The sequence below is a fragment of the Ruixingdingia sedimenti genome (assembly GCF_031432425.1).
GTDB lineage: Bacteria > Pseudomonadota > Alphaproteobacteria > Rhodobacterales > Rhodobacteraceae > Ruixingdingia > Ruixingdingia sedimenti.
The window spans coordinates 147,097-166,637 of record NZ_JAVKPH010000003.1 but is presented as its reverse complement, the minus strand read 5'-3'; the positions used below and the strand labels follow the sequence as shown (position 1 = coordinate 166,637).

20 protein-coding genes are annotated in these 19,541 nt (G+C 70.5%); 10 read left to right on the top strand and 10 right to left on the bottom strand.

The genetic code is table 11. The features are described from left to right. Positions 1-146: 146 nt before the first annotated feature. Positions 147-1,712 carry a helicase HerA-like domain-containing protein gene (locus RGD00_RS04335; protein WP_310456067.1) on the bottom strand — a complete coding sequence of 522 codons (1,566 nt, stop codon included), beginning with the start codon at positions 1,710-1,712 and terminating at the stop codon, positions 147-149. Positions 1,713-2,213: 501 nt separating this feature from the next. Between RGD00_RS04335 and RGD00_RS04330 the strand changes: the two genes are divergently transcribed. Then, complete coding sequence (locus RGD00_RS04330) at positions 2,214-2,915, top strand: invasion associated locus B family protein (protein ID WP_310456066.1); 702 nt, start codon at positions 2,214-2,216, stop codon at positions 2,913-2,915. A gap of 112 nt (positions 2,916-3,027) precedes the next feature. Here the strand turns inward: RGD00_RS04330 and RGD00_RS04325 are convergent, their stop codons facing one another. Genes RGD00_RS04325 through RGD00_RS04310 form a run of 4 tightly spaced genes read right to left on the bottom strand, consistent with a single transcriptional unit; the run spans position 3,028 to position 7,322 of the window. Further along, the gene (locus tag RGD00_RS04325) at positions 3,028-4,236 is read right to left on the bottom strand and encodes a beta-ketoacyl-[acyl-carrier-protein] synthase family protein (RefSeq protein ID WP_310456065.1); all 1,209 of its coding nucleotides are present in this window, start codon (positions 4,234-4,236) and stop codon (positions 3,028-3,030) included. After that, positions 4,233-4,499, bottom strand: a complete 267-nt coding sequence (locus tag RGD00_RS04320) for an acyl carrier protein (protein WP_310456064.1) — start codon at positions 4,497-4,499, stop codon at positions 4,233-4,235. Before RGD00_RS04320 ends, RGD00_RS04325 begins: the two co-directional genes overlap by 4 nt. A 36-nt stretch (positions 4,500-4,535) precedes the next feature. Continuing rightward, positions 4,536-5,627: a UDP-3-O-(3-hydroxymyristoyl)glucosamine N-acyltransferase gene (gene lpxD / locus RGD00_RS04315; RefSeq protein ID WP_310456063.1), complete on the bottom strand. Its 1,092-nt coding sequence runs from the start codon at positions 5,625-5,627 to the stop codon at positions 4,536-4,538. Positions 5,628-5,666: 39 nt separating this feature from the next. Then, a complete protein-coding gene (locus RGD00_RS04310; RefSeq protein WP_310456062.1) occupies positions 5,667-7,322 on the bottom strand; it encodes a L,D-transpeptidase family protein in 1,656 nt (551 codons plus the stop codon). A 63-nt stretch (positions 7,323-7,385) separates the two neighbouring features. On the opposite strand from RGD00_RS04310, the gene RGD00_RS04305 reads away from it, so the two are divergent. From RGD00_RS04305 to RGD00_RS04295, 3 genes are all read left to right on the top strand, one after another. Then, positions 7,386-7,685 (top strand): hypothetical protein, encoded by a 300-nt coding sequence (locus RGD00_RS04305; protein ID WP_310456061.1) that lies wholly within the window; start codon positions 7,386-7,388, stop codon positions 7,683-7,685. Next, positions 7,682-8,251 (top strand): peptidoglycan L,D-endopeptidase MepK, encoded by a 570-nt coding sequence (gene mepK, locus RGD00_RS04300; RefSeq protein WP_310456060.1) that lies wholly within the window; start codon positions 7,682-7,684, stop codon positions 8,249-8,251. The genes RGD00_RS04305 and mepK overlap by 4 nt, the downstream gene beginning before the upstream one ends. A gap of 78 nt (positions 8,252-8,329) precedes the next feature. Continuing rightward, on the top strand, positions 8,330-9,037 hold the full coding sequence (locus tag RGD00_RS04295) for a M48 family metallopeptidase (protein ID WP_310456059.1): 708 nt from the start codon (positions 8,330-8,332) through the stop codon (positions 9,035-9,037). A gap of 183 nt (positions 9,038-9,220) precedes the next feature. Here RGD00_RS04295 and RGD00_RS04290 read toward each other — a convergent pair whose 3' ends face one another. The 5 genes from RGD00_RS04290 to RGD00_RS04270 all read right to left on the bottom strand — a co-directional run bounded on the left by RGD00_RS04290 (position 9,221) and on the right by RGD00_RS04270 (position 15,273). After that, positions 9,221-9,763, bottom strand: coding sequence for an RSP_2648 family PIN domain-containing protein (locus RGD00_RS04290; protein WP_310456058.1), 543 nt, complete (start codon positions 9,761-9,763; stop codon positions 9,221-9,223). Continuing rightward, a complete protein-coding gene (locus RGD00_RS04285) occupies positions 9,760-10,983 on the bottom strand; it encodes an RSP_2647 family RNA methyltransferase (protein ID WP_310456057.1) in 1,224 nt (407 codons plus the stop codon). Before RGD00_RS04285 ends, RGD00_RS04290 begins: the two co-directional genes overlap by 4 nt. A gap of 39 nt (positions 10,984-11,022) precedes the next feature. Further along, a complete protein-coding gene (locus RGD00_RS04280) occupies positions 11,023-11,754 on the bottom strand; it encodes a DUF6778 family protein (protein ID WP_310456056.1) in 732 nt (243 codons plus the stop codon). Positions 11,755-11,884: 130 nt separating this feature from the next. Then, positions 11,885-12,016, bottom strand: coding sequence for an RSP_7527 family protein (locus RGD00_RS04275; RefSeq protein WP_310456055.1), 132 nt, complete (start codon positions 12,014-12,016; stop codon positions 11,885-11,887). Positions 12,017-12,492: 476 nt separating this feature from the next. After that, complete coding sequence (locus RGD00_RS04270; RefSeq protein ID WP_310456054.1) at positions 12,493-15,273, bottom strand: [protein-PII] uridylyltransferase family protein; 2,781 nt, start codon at positions 15,271-15,273, stop codon at positions 12,493-12,495. Positions 15,274-15,367: 94 nt separating this feature from the next. Between RGD00_RS04270 and RGD00_RS04265 the strand changes: the two genes are divergently transcribed. From RGD00_RS04265 to RGD00_RS04240, 6 genes are all read left to right on the top strand, one after another. After that, positions 15,368-15,841, top strand: coding sequence for a YbaK/EbsC family protein (locus RGD00_RS04265; protein ID WP_310456053.1), 474 nt, complete (start codon positions 15,368-15,370; stop codon positions 15,839-15,841). Between the two features lie 320 nt (positions 15,842-16,161). Then, positions 16,162-16,605: a DUF2852 domain-containing protein gene (locus RGD00_RS04260; RefSeq protein ID WP_310456052.1), complete on the top strand. Its 444-nt coding sequence runs from the start codon at positions 16,162-16,164 to the stop codon at positions 16,603-16,605. An 87-nt stretch (positions 16,606-16,692) separates the two neighbouring features. Beyond that, positions 16,693-17,145, top strand: a complete 453-nt coding sequence (locus RGD00_RS04255) for an RDD family protein (RefSeq protein ID WP_310456051.1) — start codon at positions 16,693-16,695, stop codon at positions 17,143-17,145. Positions 17,146-17,224: 79 nt separating this feature from the next. Beyond that, on the top strand, positions 17,225-18,058 hold the full coding sequence (locus tag RGD00_RS04250) for an arginyltransferase (protein ID WP_310456050.1): 834 nt from the start codon (positions 17,225-17,227) through the stop codon (positions 18,056-18,058). A 9-nt stretch (positions 18,059-18,067) separates the two neighbouring features. Then, positions 18,068-18,457: a VOC family protein gene (locus tag RGD00_RS04245; protein ID WP_310456049.1), complete on the top strand. Its 390-nt coding sequence runs from the start codon at positions 18,068-18,070 to the stop codon at positions 18,455-18,457. A 98-nt stretch (positions 18,458-18,555) separates the two neighbouring features. After that, positions 18,556-19,476: a calcium/sodium antiporter gene (locus RGD00_RS04240; protein ID WP_310456048.1), complete on the top strand. Its 921-nt coding sequence runs from the start codon at positions 18,556-18,558 to the stop codon at positions 19,474-19,476. The last annotated feature ends 65 nt before the right edge of the window (positions 19,477-19,541 follow it).

Below are 19,541 nucleotides of genomic sequence, written 5' to 3'. Positions count from 1 at the left end.
GTGGCGCACCAGCCGGCGCCCCCGCGGGATATTTTCAGACAGAAAGTGAAAGGGGCGCAATTTCTGCACACACCCCTGTTCACTTTCTGTCCCTGAATATCCCCGCCGGAGGCCCCCGACGCCCCCGCCCGCGACGCCGGTGACGGTCAGCGCCCCCGGAACAGGCTGCCCAGAACCCCGCGCACCAGCGCCTGCCCCGTTTTCGACCCCAACTGCCGCGCGACCGACTTGGCGAAGACCTCGCCCACGCTGTCGGACCGGCCCTTGCCGCTGCGGGGCTTCGGCGCCGTGCCGTCATAGCCCCTGGTGCTGCGGCTGCCGCCCGAATAGCGGCGGGCGGAACGGAATTCGCGCTCTTCCTCCGCCGCGCGCGCCTCGGCGGCTTCCGCGGCTTCGGCGTCGCGGGCGGCGGCCTCGGCGCGCCGCGCCAGCATCTCATGCGCCGAATCGCGGTCGATGACCTGTTCGTATTTCCCCCGCAGGGCGGAGGCGGCGATCAGCGCCGCGCGTTCGTCCGCGGTGATCGGCCCCAGTTGCGACGACGGCGGGCGCACCAGCGTGCGTTCGGCCACCCCCGGCACCCCCTTGGGTTCCAGAAAGGACGTCACCGCCTCGCCGGTGCCGACCTCGCGGATCGCGTCCTCGATGGCGAAGCGGGGATTGGCGCGGTAGTTCTGCGCCGCCAGCCGCAGGTTCTTCTGGTCCTTCGCGGTGAAGGCGCGCAGCGCGTGCTGCACCCGGTTGCCGAGCTGGCCGAGGATCGCCTCGGGCACGTCGGCGGGGTTCTGGGTGACGAAATAAACCCCCACGCCCTTGGACCGGATCAGCCGCGCCACCTGTTCCACCTTGTCGATCAGCGCCTTCGGCGCGCCGTCGAACAGCAGATGCGCCTCGTCGAAGAAGAACACCAGCTTCGGCTTTTCCGGGTCGCCCACCTCGGGCAGGCTTTCGAACAGGTCCGACAGCAGCCACAGCAGGAAGGTGGCGTAAAGCCGCGGGCTCTGCATCAGGCGGTCGGCGGCGATGATGTTGACCATGCCCCGGCCCGCGGCATCCACGCGCATCAGGTCCGCCAGATCCAGCGCCGGTTCGCCGAACAGCGCCGCCCCCCCTTCGTTTTCCAGCACCAGGAGCCGCCGCTGGATCGCCCCGACCGAGGCGGGCGCGACATGGCCCCAGGTTTTCGACAGCGCGCCGGTGTTCTGCGCCACGAAGGCGAGGATCGCTGCGAGATCCTTGAAATCCAGCAGCGGCAGCCCCTCGTCGTCGGCCAGCCGGAAGGCGATGTTCAGCACGCCCTCCTGCGCCTCGGTCAGGTCGAGCATGCGCGACAGCAGAAGCGGCCCCATTTCCGCCACCGTGGCGCGGATCGGGTGGCCCTGCCGGCCCCAGATGTCCCAGAACGCCACCGGGCAGGCGGCATACTGCAGGTCGAGCCCGATGGTCGCGGCGCGTCTGGCGAAGGATTCGTGCAGCTTGCCCTCGGCCCGCCCCGGCAGCGCGAGCCCCGCCAGATCGCCCTTCACATCCGCCAGCACCACCGGCACGCCCGCGGCGGAAAAGCCCTCTGCCAGCACCTGCAGCGTCACCGTCTTGCCGGTGCCCGTCGCGCCCGCGACCAGCCCGTGGCGGTTGGCATAGCCGAGCAGAAGATGCTGCGGGGCGCCATAGCCCTCGCCCCCGCCGCCCACGAAGATCCTGTCCGCCGCCATGCCGCCCGTCCTTTCGCCCTGCCCTGCCCCGGTCTGTGTCCCGTCCCGCATAGCGGGAAACGATGGCAAAATACATTGTTAACCCGTCCGTGCCAGTCTGATCCCGCCCCCTGTGCCGGGATTTGCGGCGGGGGCGGTACTTCCTCCCTGTCAGACTGCCGCGCCCCCCTCGGGCGCGGCTTTTTTTCCGCCCTGCCGCCGGTTTCGGGACGGTTTTCCCTGCCGGGCACGGCACGGGCGGGCGCGAATCTTTTTCGTTGACGGCCCCCTTCAATAACCCTAGCGTGCCCCTATAAGTCGGCCGGTCCGACAGGGAGCAAGGATACCGGAAAAGGGCCTTCGGGCCCTTTTTCTTCACGTGCCCAGCCAGACACCGCTCCACCCTGCATCGGACCCGCGGCGGAACGCCCCGCACCGGCGATCAGGAAAAACTGAACTGACAGCGGGGGCGGCGCGTGCTAGACCCCGGGCGCAAACGGATACCCTTGCTTGGAACCTCGAATGACCCATCGCAGCTTGCCCCTCGCCCTCGTTCTCTGCGCCGCGCTGGCCCCGGCGGCGGCGCTGGCGCAGTCCGGCGGAACGCCGGCCGAAACGCCCGCCCCCACCGAACAGCCGCAGGCGGCCGAACCCGCCCCCGGCGCGCCCTCGCTCGGCGAGCCGGTCGCGGACGAGAACGCCCCGGGCAGGCTCTATGTCGCGGAAACCTTCGACGACTGGCAGATGACCTGCGAACGCACCGGGCTCGAGGCCGACCCGTGCGAGCTGTTCCAGGGGCTCAACGACCCAAATGGCGGGCCGGTGGCGGAAATCAGCCTGTTCAACATGCCCAAGGGCGGCGAGGCGGTCATGGGCGGCACCATCGTGACGCCGCTGGAAACGCTGCTGACGCAGGCCGTCACCATGCGCATCGACGGCGGGCAGGCGAAACGCTATCCGTTCACCTTCTGCGCCCCGGTGGGCTGCGTCGCGCGGGTCGGGTTCACGCAGGCCGATCTGGACGCTTTCCGCCGCGGCAAGGCGGCAGAGATCACCATCGTGCCGATGGTGGCGCCGGACCAGCAGGTGAAGCTCACCATGTCGCTGAAGGGCTTCACCAAGGGCTATGACGCCGTGGTCGCCGCGAACACCAAGGCCGCCGAGGTGATCGCCAAGGCCGCGAAGGAAGCGCAAGAGGCCGAGGCCGCGAAACCCGCCGAATGAGCGGCCCTTGGGCCGGGGCGCGCCCCGGCCTGTCCGCGCCCGCGACAGAAGAAGGGGCCCCGCGAGGCCCCTTTTCCATGCCCGCAGCATAGGCCGGGGCTCCCGCCCCGCCCTATACCCGGCGCAGCGCGATCACCGCGTTCAGGCCGCCGAAGGCGAAGGCGTTCGACAGCACCGCATCCACCCGCGCCTCGCGCGCGGTATTGGGCACCACGTCCAGCGCGCATTCGGGGTCGGGTTCCTCATAGCCGATGGTCGGCGCGATCACGCCCTCGTTCAGCGCCAGAAGGCAGGCCAGCAGTTCCACCGCCCCCGTGCCGCCGATGCAATGGCCGTGCATCGCCTTGGTGGAGGACATCATCAGCCGGTCGGCATGATGGCCGAAGGCATGGGCCACCGCCGCGCATTCGGTCTTGTCGTTGGCCGCCGTGCCGGTGCCATGGGCGTTGATATAGCCCACATCCTCGGGGTTCAGCCGCGCATCGCGCAGACAGCCGGTGATCGCCCGTTCCGCCCCCTGGGCCGAGGGCATCACGATGTCGCCCGCATCGGAACACATGGCGAAACCCACCACCTCTGCCAGCACCTGCGCGCCGCGCGCGCGGGCGTGTTCGTAATCCTCGAACACATAGATCGCCGCGCCCTCGCCCTGCACCATGCCGTCGCGGTTGGCCGAAAACGGGCGGCAGGCGGTCTTGGACATGACGCGCAGCCCCTCCCACGCCTTGACGCCGCCGAAGCACAGCATGGATTCCGACCCGCCCGTCACCATCGCCCGCGCGGCGCCGGACCGGACCAGCTGGAACGCCAGCCCCATCGCATGGTTGGAACTGGCGCAGGCGGTGGCCACGGTGAAGGTGGGGCCGCGCAGGTTCCATTCCATGCTGACATGGCTTGCGGCGGCATTGTTCATCAGTTTCGGCACGACGAAGGGATGGACGCGGTTCTTCCCTTCCTCATAGACCGCGCGGTAATTTTCATCCCAGGTGTTCACGCCCCCGCCCGCGGTGCCGAGCACCACGCCCGAGGCCAGCGACAGGTCGTCCCCGAACACCAGCCCCGATTGCTCGATCGCCTCGCGCGCGGCCAGAAGGGTGAACTGGGTGAACTTGTCGTAAAGCGCGATCTGCTGGCGGTTGAAATGCGCCTCGGGGTCCCAGCCATGGACCTGCCCGCCGATGCGCACGCCAAGCCGGTCCTTGTCGCGGATGTCGAGTTCGGAAATCCCGCAGCGCCCCTCGCGGAAGGCGGCGAAGGTGCCGGCCACGTCATGGGCCAGCGCGTTGACGGTGCCCGCCCCGGTGATGACGACCCGCCTCATCCGTGCTGTTCGGCCACCAGCGCCTCGACCGCGGCGATGATCGCCGCCACCGAAGAGATGTCGAAATCGCTCTGCGAGGGTTCGTTGGCGTTGAAGGGGACGGTGATGTCGAACGCCTCTTCGATGGCGAAGATCGATTCCACCAGCCCCAGGCTGTCGATCCCCAGTGCCTCCAGGGTCATCGCGGGGGATACGTCGGCCACGTCCAGCACCGCCTGTTCGGCGATGATGGCGATCACCCGGTCCTTCACGCTCTCGGCCATGTCACCTCTCCGCTTGTGCCTGCTTTTGCGGGCGATCTAGCCCGCTTCGCCGTCTTTTGAAACCGCTTTCTGCAACGCCGTCACGACAGCGGCCAGCCGCGGCAGGCGGCGCAACGCCTTGTTGATCTCGATCTGGGTTTCCATCTTCACCGCCGGGCTGCCCAGCACCACCCGGCCGGCGGGCACATTGGTGAAGATCTTGCTGGCCCCGCCCGCGATCACGTCGTCGCCGACGAAGATGTTGTCGTTGACCCCGCATTGGCCCGCCAGCACCACCCGGTCGCCGATCCGCGACGATCCGGCGATGCCGACCTGCGCGCACAGAAGGCAGTCGCGCCCGACCTGCACGTTGTGGCCGATATGCACGAGGTTGTCGAGTTTCGTCCCCGATCCCACCGCCGTATCGCGGATCGTGCCGCGGTCGATGGTGCTGTTCGCGCCGATTTCGACATCATCCCCAAGGGTCACGGCGCCGAGCGAATGGATGCGCTGCCAGCTTTGCTGGCGGATCCGGTCGCGCTGGCCGAGCGTACCGCGGATTTCCTCGACCCCCGACTTCTCGGGGGTGACGAAGGAAAACCCGTCCGCCCCGACCACCGCCCCGGGTTGGGCGATGAAGCGGTCGCCGATGGTGACGCCCCGGCCGATGAACACCCGGTCCAGCAACAGCGCATCCGCGCCGATGCGGGCGTCGGGGCCGATGCTGCAATGGGCGGCGATGCGGGCGCGCGGGCCGATGACGGCGCCGGCGGCGATGGTGACGAAGGGGCCGATGGCCACGCCCGCGCCGATCTGCGCGCCGGGGTCCACCACCGCCAGCGGATGGATGCCCGGCGCGATGGCCGGGCCGGGGTCGAAGGCCCGCGTCAGCCCCGCCATCGCCAGCCGCGGCCGGGGCACCACGATCGCGGCCTCGAGCCCGAGCGCGCGCCAGTCCGCCCCCGGCCAGACCAGCGCCGCGCGCGCCTGCCCCTTTGCCAGGCCATCGGCATATTTCGGGTCCATCGCCAGCGCCAGCGCATCGGGCCCGGCGCTCGCGGGTTCGGACACGCGCGCAACCCTCAGGTCCAGCGCGCCTTCGGCCTGCGCGCCAAGGGCGGCCGCGATTTCGCGGATGCTGTATGCCATCGGCTTTCCCCACCGGGGCCCCGTGCCCCGGCGACGGGTTTAGCCGCCTTCGGCCACCTGCGCCACCCCGGCGTCGGCCAGCGCCTGCCAGATCGCGGCGTCGCGCCCATAGATGTCGCGGCGATAGTTCACCCGGCCCTTGGCGGTGGTGAAGGCGGTGCGGTATTCCAGATGCACCGGCACCGGTTCCTTGAGGAAGATGCGTTCCTGCCGCCCGCTGTCGAGCACGCGGTGGAAGGCGGCCCGCGGGTCGGCCTCCTGCGGGGCGAGCAGGATATAGGCGAAGTCGAAAGGGTCGTTCAGCCGCACGCAGCCCGAGGAATAGGCCCGCGACTCGCGCTGGAACAGGTGCTTTTCCGGCGTGTCGTGCAGGTAGATCGACCAGGGATTGGGGAACATGAACTTCACCCGGCCGAGCGAGTTGGTCGGCCCCGGCGGCTGGCGCAGGTTGTAGGGGAAGTTGCCGGCGGTATAGGCGGCGAAATTCACCGCGCTGCGCGGCACCACCCGCCCGCGCGAATCGACCACCTGAAGATGGCCGAGCGCGCCGGGGTTCGCCTGCAACCGCGGCAGGTAGTCGCGCCGAATGATCCCGGGCGGCACCGTCCAGTCGGGGTTGACCTCCATATAGGTCATGCGGTGCGAGAATTCGGGGGTGCGCTTGTCGGCGATGGTGGACCCCACCACCGCGCGGGTCGCGAACGTGACCTTGCCGTCATCGACGATCTTGGCCGAGAAATCGGTGAGGTTGACCCAGATGTGCCGTTTCCCGCGCTCGATATTGGTCCAGCGTTCGCGTTCCATCGCCACCGTCACCGCGCGCAGGCGGGCGACGGGGGGCTGGTTGATCTCTGCCAGCGTCGCCTCGCCGGCCACGCCATCGGCGGTCAGCCCGTGGTCGAACTGGAATTCCTGCACCGCCGCCTGGATCGCGGCGTCATAGATCTGCGTCGCGGTCCGGCCCAGATAGCCCATCCGCATCAGCCGGTCGCGCAGCGCCACCACCGCCTGCCCCTGCTGGCCGGGGCGCAGCGCCTTGGCGGGCACCGCGGGGCCCCACCCGCCGCGCTCGACAGCCGAGAGCAGCGCCAGCCGCGCCTTGACCAGCCGTGCATATTCCGGGTGCTGCGGCGGCAGCGCGCGCAGGAAATCCACCGGGTCGGCGGCGGCAAAGGCGTCGAGTTGTTCGCGCCGGTCGCGCAGCGGCACCTCGCGCACGATGCCCTTGTCGATCTTGCCCGGCGTCAGGATGCCGCTCTGCACCTCGCGCGCGTAGGACAGGAAGGCGCGGGTCATCGCGACCTCGGCCCGGCCCCGGTCACCCTCGGTCGCCGCCGCCTGGAACTGCCGCACCAGCGCCGCCGCGTCGTGCCGCCCCTCGGGCAGCGCATGCAGCCCCGCGCCGTCGAGCGCCGCCAGCAGCGCCGCGCGCCGCCCCGCATCCGCCGCCCCGGTCCAGAGCGGGCGATAGCCGCGGTCGCGGTAGAAACCGGCGACCGCCTCATCCTCCGCCGCCGCGGCGGCCACCGCCTGACCGAAGGCCGCCTCTGCCGGCAGGGGCGCCCGGATCAGGGGTGCCTGCGTCAGGGTCACAGGCGCCACGGCCTGCGCCAGCCCCCCCGGCGCGCCGCCCAGAAGCGCCACCAGCGCCAGCGCGGTGCCATGGCGAAAGCGGCGCGAAGCGGCTGCCAGCATGATGCGTCCTTTCCCGGGGGCCTGCGCGCGCCCCGCCTGATCCGCCCGCGAAACGGGCACCCGGTGGCCGACCCTAACGGCTTGCCGCGCATCGCGCAATTCGCCGCACCCGGGCGCGCCGCGGAAACCGCGGCACTGCGGCATCCCCGCCGCAGCCCGCGCCGCCACCGGCCCCCGCGCCCGCGCGTTCAGCAAATTTTTGCCGATCGATGGAAAAACGGTCATCCGAAAGGAACAGGAGGGTTGGGTTGCGAATCTTTCCGTGCCATAGAAAGCCAGCATTTGGGGATGCAAGACGAAGGCAGAACAAAAGCGGCGCTGTCGCAAGACAGCATCAGCCGCAACGGGACAGGCAAGAAATGACGACGACGGCTGATTCTGGCATCTCGCGGCGCAGGCTGCTTGGCATCTTTGCTGCGGGCATCGTGGCGGCGGCACCCACCTATTCCAACGCTTTCGGGCTGCTGCGCGGGGCCGGCGACGTCCGGCGGGTGCGCATGTATTCCGGCCGCTCGGGCGAAAGCCTCGACACCATCTACTGGATCGACGGCAAGTACATCCCCGAGGCGATGGCAGAGATCAACCACTTCATGCGCGACGTGCGCACCGGCAGCACCATGAAGATGGACGCCCGCACGATCGACATCATGGCCGCCGCGCACAACCTGATGGACGTGACGGAACCCTACATGCTGCTGTCGGGCTACCGCTCGCCGCAGACCAACGCCGCGCTGCGCTCGCGCTCCAGCGGGGTGGCGCGCAATTCGCTGCACATGAAGGGCCAGGCCGCCGACCTGCGGCTCAAGTCGCGGTCGGTCAGCCAGATGGCCCGCGCGGCAGAGGCCTGCGCCTCGGGCGGTGTGGGGCGCTATTCGCGCTCCAACTTCGTGCATATGGATTGCGGCCCCGTCCGCACCTGGGGCGGCTGAGCCCCGCGGCGCGGTTTTCCCGCACCCGTCCCCCAGCATGACCTTTACCCGCGGCCCCGCAGGGGCCATATCGGGGGCATGCTCAAGTTCGCACCCATCCTTCTCGCCATCCTCTACGCCATGGCGATGTACTGGTTCTCCGCCTGGCGGACGCGGAAGATGCTGGCCGAAAACGCGGCGGAACTGGCCGACCCCGAACTGCGCCGGCAGGCCGCGCGGCTGGCCGAGGCGCTGGACCTGCCGAAGATCACCGTGAACCTGTTCGAGGTCGAGCCCGTGAACGGCCTCGCCGCGCCCGACGGGCAGATCTACATCACCCGCGGCTTCTATCAGCGCTATCGCAGGGGCGAGGTCACGGCCGAGGAAATCGCCAGCGTCATCGCCCATGAACTGGGCCATGTCGCGCTTGGCCATACCCGGCGGCGGATGATCGACTTTTCGGGCCAGAACGCGGTGTTCGTCACGCTGGTGGCGCTGATCCTGCGCGCGGTGCCGGTGGTGGGGCCGCTTCTGGCGGTGATGGTGGCACGGCTGGTGACGGGGGCCCTGGCGGCGCGGCTGTCGCGCGGCGACGAATACGAGGCCGACGCCTGGGCCGCGGCGCTGCTGGTCAAGGCCGGGATCGGCACCGCGCCGCAGAAGTCGCTGTTCCGCAAGCTGCCGGGGCTGACCGGCCTGCGCGAGGGTGCGGTGCCCGCCTGGCTGATGAGCCACCCCGCCGCCGCCGACCGCATCGCCGCGATCGAGGCGCGCGAGGCGCAATGGGGGCTGGTGCCGCGGGGGTGAATCTCTGACCGCATGTCCGGCGGAAAGGTCGGCGCCGGGGGCCAGCCCCCGGACCCCCGGGATATTTGGGGACAGAAAGTGATCAGGTCTCGTTCAGGATCCACCTGCTTCATTTTCTGTCCCTAAATATCCCCGCCGGAGGCTCCTGCCCCCTCCACCCGCACCGCCGCGGGGCAAGTGCCCCTACCCCGCCAGCAGCTTCGCCAGCCGGGGCAGCCGCGCGCGTTTGAGCAGCGGGCGCAGGGGTTGCGGCGCGGCCAGGATCGCCTCGGCCCGGGCGCGGACATCCTCGACCACCTGCGCCATCGTCCCGGGGTGGTGCGAGGCGAGTTCCCACAGGAAACCGTCGGGCTCGCGCCGCGTCAGCCCTTCGGCCGCCAGCGTACCTTGCGGGAAATCGGCGCGGTTGAAGGTGACGATGGCATCCGCCCCGCCGGCGATCGCGGCGGCCAGCACGTGGATGTCGTTTTCGTCCGGCAGGTGCAGGCGCGATTCGAGGCCCGGTTGCGGCGCCACCATCGCGGCGGGAAAGGCGCGGGCCAGCGCGGCGGCCTCTGCCCGGGCCTGATCCTCGGCGCCGGGGCCCAGTTTGCGGGTGGCGCGCGCCCATTCTTCAAGGATACGCGCGGACCAGAGCGGGGTGTAAAGCCCCGCCGCCGCAGCGCCCGTCAGGATCTCGCGCAGCACGGTGGGGTAGAGCACGCAGGCGTCGAGAACCGCCTTCATCCGTCCAGCCGGAAGAACAGCGCCTTGAGGTAGCCCGATTCGGCCAGTTGCGGCAGCACCGGGTGGTCGGGCCCGGCGAACCCTGTGTGCAATATCTGCCCCCGCCGCCCCGCCCGTCCGATCCCGCGGGCCGAGGCGTTGCGGAACGCCGTCAGGTCGGCGGCATGCGAGCACGAACAGAGCACGAGGTAGCCCCCCGGCGCGACCAGCGGCGCCGCCAGCCGCGCGACACGTTCATAGGCGCGCAACCCCGCCTCCAGCGCCGGTTTGGCGGGGGCGAAGGCGGGCGGGTCGCAGATCACCAGATCGAACCGCGCGCCCTCGGTCGCCAGCGTTTCCAGCGTGGCGAAGGCATCGCCCTGCCGGGTGGCGAAACGGTCGGCGAAACCGCCCGCCGCCGCCCCCCGTTCCGCCAGCGCCAGCGCCGCGGCCGATCCATCCACCGCCAGCGCGCTGTCCGCGCCCCCCGCCAGCGCCGCCAGCCCGAAGCCGCCGACATGTGCGAACACATCCAGCACCCGCGCCCCGCGCGCCAGCCGCGCGGCGAAGGCATGGTTGGGGCGCTGGTCATAGAAAAGGCCGGTCTTCTGGCCCCCCAGGACATCGGCAAGGTAGATCGCGCCGTTCATCGGCACCTCGACCGGCCCGTCCACCGTGCCGCGCAGAACCAGCGTTTCCTCGGGCAGCCCTTCCAGCCCCCGGGCGCGGCCCGTCCCGTTCTTGACCACGCGGACGACGCCCGTCACCGCCACCAGCGCCGCGACCAGCGCGTCCAGATGCGCCTCGGCCCAGGCGGCATTGGGCTGGATCACCGCCAGATCGCCGAAACGGTCGATCACCACGCCGGGCAGCCCGTCCGCCTCGGCATGGACCAGCCGGTAGAAGGGCGCGTCGTAGAGCCGTTCGCGCAGCGCCAGCGCGCGGGTCAGGCGGGCGGCGAACCAGCCCTGATCCACCACCGCCGCCGGATCGCGGTCGAGCATGCGGGCGATGATGCGCGAGGCGGGGTTGACCGTCACCAGCCCGAGGGGACGGCGGTCCGCATCCTCCAGCACGGCGAGCGTGCCGGGGCGCAGCCCCTGGGTGCGCCGGTCGGTCACGAGTTCGTCGGCATAGACCCAGGGAAAGCCGTGACGGATCGCGCGCGCCTCGGCCTTGGGGCGCAGGCGGACGGTGGGAAGGCCGGGGGGATGGGCGGGATGCGAAAGGGGGGGCGTCATGCCCCCCCTCTACCCTGTCCGCGCGGGCGGCAAAAGGGGTCACTCGGCCCCGGGCGCCACCTGCATGTTCTTCATCGACACCGCCGCCAGCGTCAGCCGCAGGTCGTCGTTCAGCCGCGAGGTCAGCGCCGGCGCCGCGGGCCCGTCGGGGGCGTGGCGCGGGGCGGCGGCGGGCGGGCGCGACAGCGCGGCGCGGATCGCCTGCGAGAGTTCGTTCACGATCACCACCCGCTGCGTCAGGCCGCGGCTTTCCTCTTCCAGCGCGCGCTGGCCGCCGGCGGCCTTGATGTCGGCCGCGACCATCTGCGGCGCGCCCATCACCGCGCCCGTCAGCGCATCGCGCAGCGTCAGGCGGAAACGGATCGCGTGCACGCCGCCGAAGGAATAGCGGGTCTTTTCGGTCAGCGCATGGAACCGGGTCAGTTCCGCCTCGACGATCACCGGGGCGCCCTTGTCCATGCCCTCGGTGCCGCGGGCGAAGGCCTCTTGCAGGATCGCCTCGACCTGGGCGTGGCGGTCGCCGCGCGCCTCGCCGCGCCAGACGATATCGGCGAGGGGGTAATAGACGTTCGCCTCCGACACCCGCAGGTCGCGCGGCACGGTCACATGCACGGCGCGCACGTCATGGCGGAGGGTGGGGGCGGGGGCTTCGGTGGCGGCCGTATCCAGAAGGGCGGGGGCCTGGGTGCTGCGGCTGGCCACATCGGGGGCGGCGCAAGCCGCGAGGCTGGCCATGAGGCCGGTCAGGGCGATAAGGCGGTGCAGGTTCATCTGTCATCCTCCGGGGCTTTGCCCCTGCTGCTCTGATGACAGGATCGGCGCGGATTGTGGTCTAAATGCGAAAACCCCGGATCATTTCCGGGGTTTTCTGTCGATCGGGAAACAATCGGCCGTCATGGGGTCACGCCGTCTTGGCGTGGACCGGGGCAGCCGGGGTCCGCACGAAGAGGCTGCGGATCAGTTGCGCGACGTATTCGGCGCGGAGACGGCGGGCTTGCGAGACCGCGGACTGAACTTCGACGTTGTGCACCATGGTGTAGGTCCTTTCCTGTCATGCTGTGATGCAGAAATTAGGGGGATGCTACTGACATTGCAAGGGCGCGGCGGGAAAGCCTGCCATGCAGTGGACGCAACCATATGGCCTCTATGTGCAGGTATCTCCCACAGATGTATCGCTGATGTCTACGGATCGGGCGGATCTGGCACAAAGGCTTGCACGTGACGCAATGCCGCGTTGCAGAAAATGCGGTCCAGCCCGAGGCGGACCGATATTCACACAGCCATCGGGCCGGACGGGATCAGGAAACGCACCGCGTTTCCCCAGCCCGTCGCGCGGCGGTGCCGCTGGAAACCGTGAGTCCCCGGAAACAAGAGGCCAGCGCCCGCCATGGGCGGGGCGGGCGCGGGCCGGGGGTTTGGGGCCCCCGGCCGGGGCAGCGGGACCGGCAGGATATGGCGAAGGCGCGCGCCTTCGCCAGACAGGGCGGAGGAAATGAAGGCCGATCCGCCCTAAGCCGCGGCCTCGACGGGCAGGTGCCCGTCGATCACCGCCGCCGCCGCTGCCGTCAACCGGTCCAGCATCGCCGCCAGTTCGGCCATGTCCGCCGCGCCGCATTCGCGCAGGATGAAGGCCCGCCCGCCCTCGCCCAATGTATCGGGGTCGAGAACGGTTTCCGACAGAAGCCGCGTGCCCGCCTGCAACCGCCAGAGCAGCCGATAGGCCGCCAGCAACGCCCCCTCGTCCTCGCGCGACAGGAACCCCGACCGCACGCCTGCGCGCAACTGCGCCTCCAGCCGCCGGGCCGGGTTCGCGGCGCGCAGGGCGGCGGTCTGGGCCAGCAGTTCGATGTCCATGATATGGCCGGGGCCCGCCTTCGCCTCCCACCCGCCGCCGGGCTTGGCGGCGGCGAGGCGGGCGCGCATCCCGGCCACGTCGGGGATGACGCGGGCGCCCTGCCCCTTGGCGGCCAGCAGGTCGCGGCGCAGCGCCTCGACCTCTGCGCCCAGATCCATGTTGCCGGCGACGGGCCGCGCGCGGGTGAGCGCAAGGTGTTCCCATGTCCAGGCCTCGGTCTGCTGGTAGTCGGCAAAGGCCGCAAGCGCGGTCGCCACCGGCCCCTGCCGGCCCGAGGGGCGCAGGCGCATGTCCACCTCGTAAAGCCGCCCCGCCGCCATCGGCGCGGTCAGCGCCGTCACCAGCGCCTGCGTCAGCCGTGCATAATAGGCCCGCGACGCCAGCGGGCGCGGGCCCTCCGACGCCTCCACCCCCTGCGCGTCGCAGATCACGATCAGGTCGAGGTCGGACCCCGCGCTGAGCCGCCCGGCGCCGAGGCTGCCCATCCCCACCACCACCGCGCCGCGCCCCGGCATGGGCCCGTGCTTGCGGGCGAATTCCGCCGCCACCGGGGTCCAGATCGCGGCCAGCACCGCCTCCGCCAGATCGGCATATTGCTTGCCCGCCTCGAAGGCGTCGATCAGCCCGCGCAGGTGGTGCACGCCGATACGGAAATGCCATTCCCGCCGCCAGACCCGCGCCACGTCGAGCTTTTTCTCGTAATCCGCCGTCTCGGCCAGCTTCGCCGCCAGATCCGCCGCCAGCGTCGCCGTGCCCGGCCAGGGCGCGAAGAACGCCCCCCCGATCACCGCATCCAGCACCGAGGAATTGCGCGCCAGATGCCGCGCCAGCGCGGGCGCGGTGCCGGCGATGTCGACGATCAGGTCCACCAGTTGCGGGTTGGCCTCGAACAGCGAGAAAAGCTGCACCCCGGCGGGCAGCCCGGCAAGGAACCCGTCCAGCGCCACCAGCGCCTCTTCGGGGTTGGCCGCGCGCATCAGCCGGCGCAGCAGTTGCGGGCGCAGGCGGCGGAAGATCTGCACCGCGCGCTGCGACCGCATCGCCGGATAGGCGCGCCAGCCCTCGACGATTTCCGCCATGCGGGGGGTAAGTTCGGGGCCCGCCTCGGCCTCTCCGGGGGCGAAGAAGCCTTCGGTCAGTTCGGCCACGCGGTCGATGCGCCCGCGCAGGGCGTCGCGGAAGCGCGCGGTGTCGCCCTCGCCGCAGAAGCGCGCGATGCGGTCCACCCCTTCGGGCGTGGCGGGCATCAGATGGGTCTGGGCGTCCTGCACCATCTGCAGGCGGTGTTCCACCTCGCGGTGCGCGCGGTAAAGATCGGTCAGTTCCGCCGCCGTGGCCTCGGGCACCCACCCTTTCGCCGCCAGCGCCGCAAGGCCGCCCACCGTGGTGCGGTCGCGCAAGGAGGGGTCGCGCCCGCCGGCGATCAGCTGGCGGGTCTGGGTGAAGAACTCGATTTCCCGGATGCCGCCGATGCCGAGCTTCATGTTGTGCCCCTCGATCGCCACCGGCCCGGCAAGGCCCTTGTGATCGCGGATGCGCAGCCGCATGTCGTAAGTATCCTGGATCGCAGCGAAATCGAGGTGGCGGCGCCAGACGAAGGGGGTCAGCACCTTCAGGAAACGGTCCCCCGCCGCCAGATCGCCGCCGCAGGGCCGCGCCTTGATATAGGCCGCGCGTTCCCAGGTGCGGCCGACCGATTCGTAATAGGTTTCCGCCGCCGCCATCGACAGGCACACCGGCGTCACGCTGGCGTCGGGGCGCAGGCGCAGGTCGGTGCGGAAGACATAGCCCTCGCCGGTCATGTCCGACAGCATCGCCGCCATCTTGCGGGTGACGCGGATGAAGGCGGCGCGGGCGTCCTGTTCCTCGCCCGGATAGCGGGTTTCGTCGAAAAGGCAGATCAGGTCGATGTCGGAGGAATAGTTCAGCTCCGCCGCCCCCATCTTGCCCATGGCGAGCGCAACCATCCCCCCCGCCGCCGCCACGTCGTCCGGCCCCTGCCCCGGCAGCTTGCCGCGGCGGATTTCCTCGCCCACCAGCGCCTTCATGGCCAGATCCACCGCGGTGTCGGCCAGCCGCGTGAGCGTGCCCGTGACCGTTTCCAGCGGCCAGACGCCCCCCAGATCGGCCAGCGCCGTCAGCAGCGCCAGCCGCCGTTTCGCCTGCCGCAGCGCGCCGGGCAGATCGGCCAGCACCACCGGGGCCAATGCGGCCAGTTCCGCCTCTGCCGCCGCCTCCGGCGCAACGGCCAGCGCCGCGCGCAGCCACGCCTCCTCGCGCGTCATCAGGCCGTTGAGGTAGGGGCTGCACCCCGCCGTCCCCGCCAGCAGCCCCGCGAGGTCCGGCCCCAGATCGGCAAAGGCGCGCGCCGCCTCGGCCCCCGCGTCGGCGTCATGGGGGATGGGCTGGCGGGTCAGGCGGGATGCGAAGGTCATGACGGCAACTTGGCGGGGGCCGCAGGCAGGGTCAACAGGGCTTGCGGCCGCCCCCGCCTTGGGCAAGATCGCAGGGGTGAACGGAGGGGATGCGATGAGCAAGAGTGTTGCCCGCGTGCGCGCGGCGCTGGAATCCGCGGGCGTGGCGGCAGAGCTGCGCGAGATGCCCGACAGCACCCGCACCGCGGCAGAGGCCGCGGCGGCTGCGGGCTGCCACCTCGACCAGATCGTCAAGTCGATCATCTTCCGCGGCGAGACCTCGGGCCATGTGCGCCTGTTCCTGACCGCCGGCGGCAACCGCGTCTGCGCCGGCCGCGCAAGCGCGCTGGCGGGCGAGCCGCTCGGCAAGGCCGATGCGGCGCTGGTGCGGGCAGAGACCGGCTTTGCCATCGGCGGCGTGGCACCGGTGGGCCATCTGACGCCCGTCCGCGCCTTCCTCGACCCCCGGCTGCTGGATTTCCCCCTGGTCTGGGCCGCCGCCGGCACCCCGCGCCACATCTTCGCCATCGACCCGGCGGTGCTGGAACGGATCACCGGCGCCGAACGGGGGGCCTTCGTGGAAGGGTGAGGGGGGCGGTAACAGGCGCGGATCGCCACCGGCCGGTGGGGACGGGCCGCAGGCAGATGCTGCGCCCGCCCTCGATGCCCGTATCCCCGAGGATGAGCCCCGGATACCGATCTTCCCGGATGCCGGTGGCACCCCTTCCCCGCATGCGCGTGGACGAACCGGTCATCCCCCTCGCCACACAGCCCCGGCGGCCTTTCGCCCATCCCTGCGAAAAAATGTGAAATACGTTAACATGCCCCCTTGAACGCCGCCCCTGCCGCGCGCATCTTGGGGATGTGAAAGCAATTCACATGCAACCGACGCACCGAGGGGACACCGCAATGACCTTTACCGACATCACGCCGCAGCGATCCTGGTTCGGTCGCGCCGAGGCGTGGCTCGACGACCGCGGCAAGGGCGCCTGGATCGCCGTCATGGTCCTGGGCTTCATCCTGTTCTGGCCCGTGGGCCTTGCCATTCTGTTCTACATGATCTGGGGGAAGAAGATGTTCCGCAAATCCGCCTGCCACCGCGGCGCCTGGCGCATGCACCGTTCGGGCCTGACGCCGACCGGCAACTCTGCCTTCGAGGCCTACAAGGCCGACACGCTGCGCCGTCTGGAGGACGAACAGCAGGCGTTCGAGACCTTCCTGCAACGCCTGCGCGACGCCAAGGACAAGCAGGAATTCGACGCCTTCATGGAAGACCGCGCCCGCGCCGCCCGTGAAGAGACCACGCGCCGCGACGACGCGCCGGTTGCGCCCGAGGGTTCCGGCGCCTACTGATCGGCCCGAAGAACGACCCGACGACGACCGGGCGGCGCCGCGCGCGCCGCCCGTCCTGCCTGCCCCGTCCTGCCTGCGGAGTGACCCGTGTTCCAGCCCACGCCCGGCCTGCCCGACCCCGACCTCCAGCCCGGTTTCTACGCCGGCGTGCCCACCAAGCGGCTGATCGCCTGGGGGGTGGATACGCTTCTGACCGGGCTTCTGACGGTGGTGCTGATCCCCTTCACCGCCTTCACCGCGGTCTTCTACCTGCCCGCGCTCTATCTGGTGGTGAACTTCGCCTACCGCACCGTCACGATTGCCCGCCGGTCGGCCACACCGGGCATGCGCCTGATGGCGATCGAGCTCCGCGACGCCCGGGGGCGGCCGTTCGACCTGGGCCTCGCGCTGGCCCATACGCTCGGCTTTGCGCTGTCGATGGGGTTCGTGCTGCCGCAGATCGTGTCGGTGGTGCTGATGCTGACGGGCGCGCGGGCGCAGGGGCTGACCGACATGGTTCTCGGCACGGCGGCAATCAACCGCCCGGCCGACACCGCCTGAGCCGCCGGGGCAAAAAGCCGCTTGGCGCGGACGGGCAAGGTTTGCTAGCGTGCCCGCCGGATGTTTCGACGGACCCCGCATGCGCCATACCCTGCCCATCGTGCCGCAATTCTACGTGACGGCACCGCAGCCCTGCCCGTATCTCGACGGGCGGATGGAGCGCAAGCTGTTCACTGCGCTGCAAGGCGACCAGGCCGAACGGCTGAACGACGCGCTGTCGAAACAGGGCTTCCGGCGTAGCCAGAACGTGCTCTACCGTCCCTCCTGCGCGGAATGTTCGGCCTGCCTGTCGGCCCGCATCCGGGTGGCCGATTTCACGCCGAGCCGCACACAGCGCCGCACCCTGCGCCGCAACGCCGCGCTGCGCCGCAACGCCACCAGCCCCTGGGCGACCGAAGAACAGTTCGCGCTGTTCCGCCGCTATCTCGACAGCCGGCATTCCGACGGCGGCATGGCCGACATGGATGTGTTCGAGTTTTCGGCGATGATCGAGGAAACCCCGATCCGTTCGCGCGTGGTGGAATATACCCGGCCGGCGGAGCCCGGCGAACATGGCCGGCCGCTGATCGCGGTCTGCCTGACCGACATCCTCGATGACGGGTTGTCGATGGTCTATTCCTTCTACGATCCCGACCGCACCCATCTGTCGCTCGGCACCTGGATCATCCTCGACCATATCGCCATCGCGCGCGAGGCGGGGCTGCCTTACGTCTACCTCGGCTACTGGGTGCCCGGCAGCCGCAAGATGGGCTACAAGGCCCAGTTCGACGCGCTGGAAATCTACAAGGGCGGCCGCTGGCAGCCGATCGGCACGCCCTCGGACCATGATTCGAGCCTGCATCCCCTGTCGGTCGATCCCATCGCCGAACAGGTGGCGCGGATCAGCCTGCCCGACGGGATGACGGGGCGGTAGGACCCGGGGATGTTCAGCTATGTCAGCCTCGGCACGAACGACATCGCCCGGGCGCGGGCCTTCTACGATGCGGTGATGGCGACCCTGGGCCACCAACGGGTGGCGGATATGGACGACGGCCGGTCCGCCGCCTGGGGGGTGGACGATCCGGGGCCGCATCTATGGGTGACGCTGCCCTTCGACGGTGGGCCCGCGACGGCCGGAAACGGCACGATGGTATCCTTCCTCGCCCCCACCCGCACCGCGGTCGATGCCTTCCACGCCGCGGCGCTGGCGGCAGGCGGCACCGACGAAGGCGCCCCCGGCCCGCGCCCGCAATATGGGCCGCATTTCTACGCCGGCTACGTGCGCGACCCCGACGGCAACAAGCTCAACGCCGTCTGCTACGCGCCGCAGTAGGGCACCGCCGCATCACCGGCCCGGAAAATCGCACCCGCCCCCTTGCGCCCGCCCGCTTCGATCACATCTGTCCCCGGACCCCGGTCGAAGGATACGCGATGACCTATCTTCTGTTCCTGCTCGGCCTCGTCGGCCTGTTCTTCGGCGGCGAGTGGCTGGTGCGGGGGGCATCGGGCATCGCGCGGCGCTATCATGTGCCGCCGATGGTGATCGGCCTGACCATCGTGGGCTTCGGCACCTCCACGCCCGAACTGCTGGTGTCGGTGCAGGCGGCGCTGGCGGGCATTCCGGGCATCGCCATCGGCAATGTCGTGGGGTCCAACATCGCCAATATCCTGCTGATCCTGGGGCTTTCGGCTGCCGTCGGGCCGATGGCCGCCCAGTTCCGGTCGCTGCGCGGCGACCTCGGCTGGATGCTGGCGGCGGCGCTGGCCTGCGTGCCTGTCTTCTGGTCGGGCGCGGTCGGCCGGGCCGAGGGGGCGCTGCTGTTCGCCGGGATCCTCGTCTACATCGGCCTTGCGCTGCGCCGCGTCGGCTCTGCCCGGCCCGCCGCCGACGATGCGCCGCCGCCGGCGCTCGGCCTGTCGCTCGCGCTGACGCTCGGGGGGCTGGTCGTGCTGATGGTGGGGGCGCGGCTTCTGGTCGACAGCGCGACCGACATCGCCCGCACCTTCGGCCTGTCCGAGGCGGTGATCGGCCTGACCATCGTCGCCGTCGGCACCTCGCTGCCCGAACTCGCGACCTCGATCACCGCGGCGCTGCGCGGGCACCGGGACATCGCGCTCGGCAATGTCGTCGGCTCGAACATCTTCAACATCCTCGCGATCCTCGGCCTGACGGCGCTCGTACAGCCGATCCCGGTCGAGACGCGGTTCCTCGCGCTCGACCTGCCGGTTATGATCGCGGTGACACTGCTGCTGGCCGGGATGCTGTGGTGGCGGGGCGGCCTGGGGCGGCTGGCGGGCGCGGGATTCCTTGCGCTCTACGCCGCCTATACCGTCACCATGGCCGCCGTCTGAACGCCGTATTGCGAAATAAAAAGTCCCGCCGGACGCAGGCTGCGACACTTTTTTCCCCGATAGGC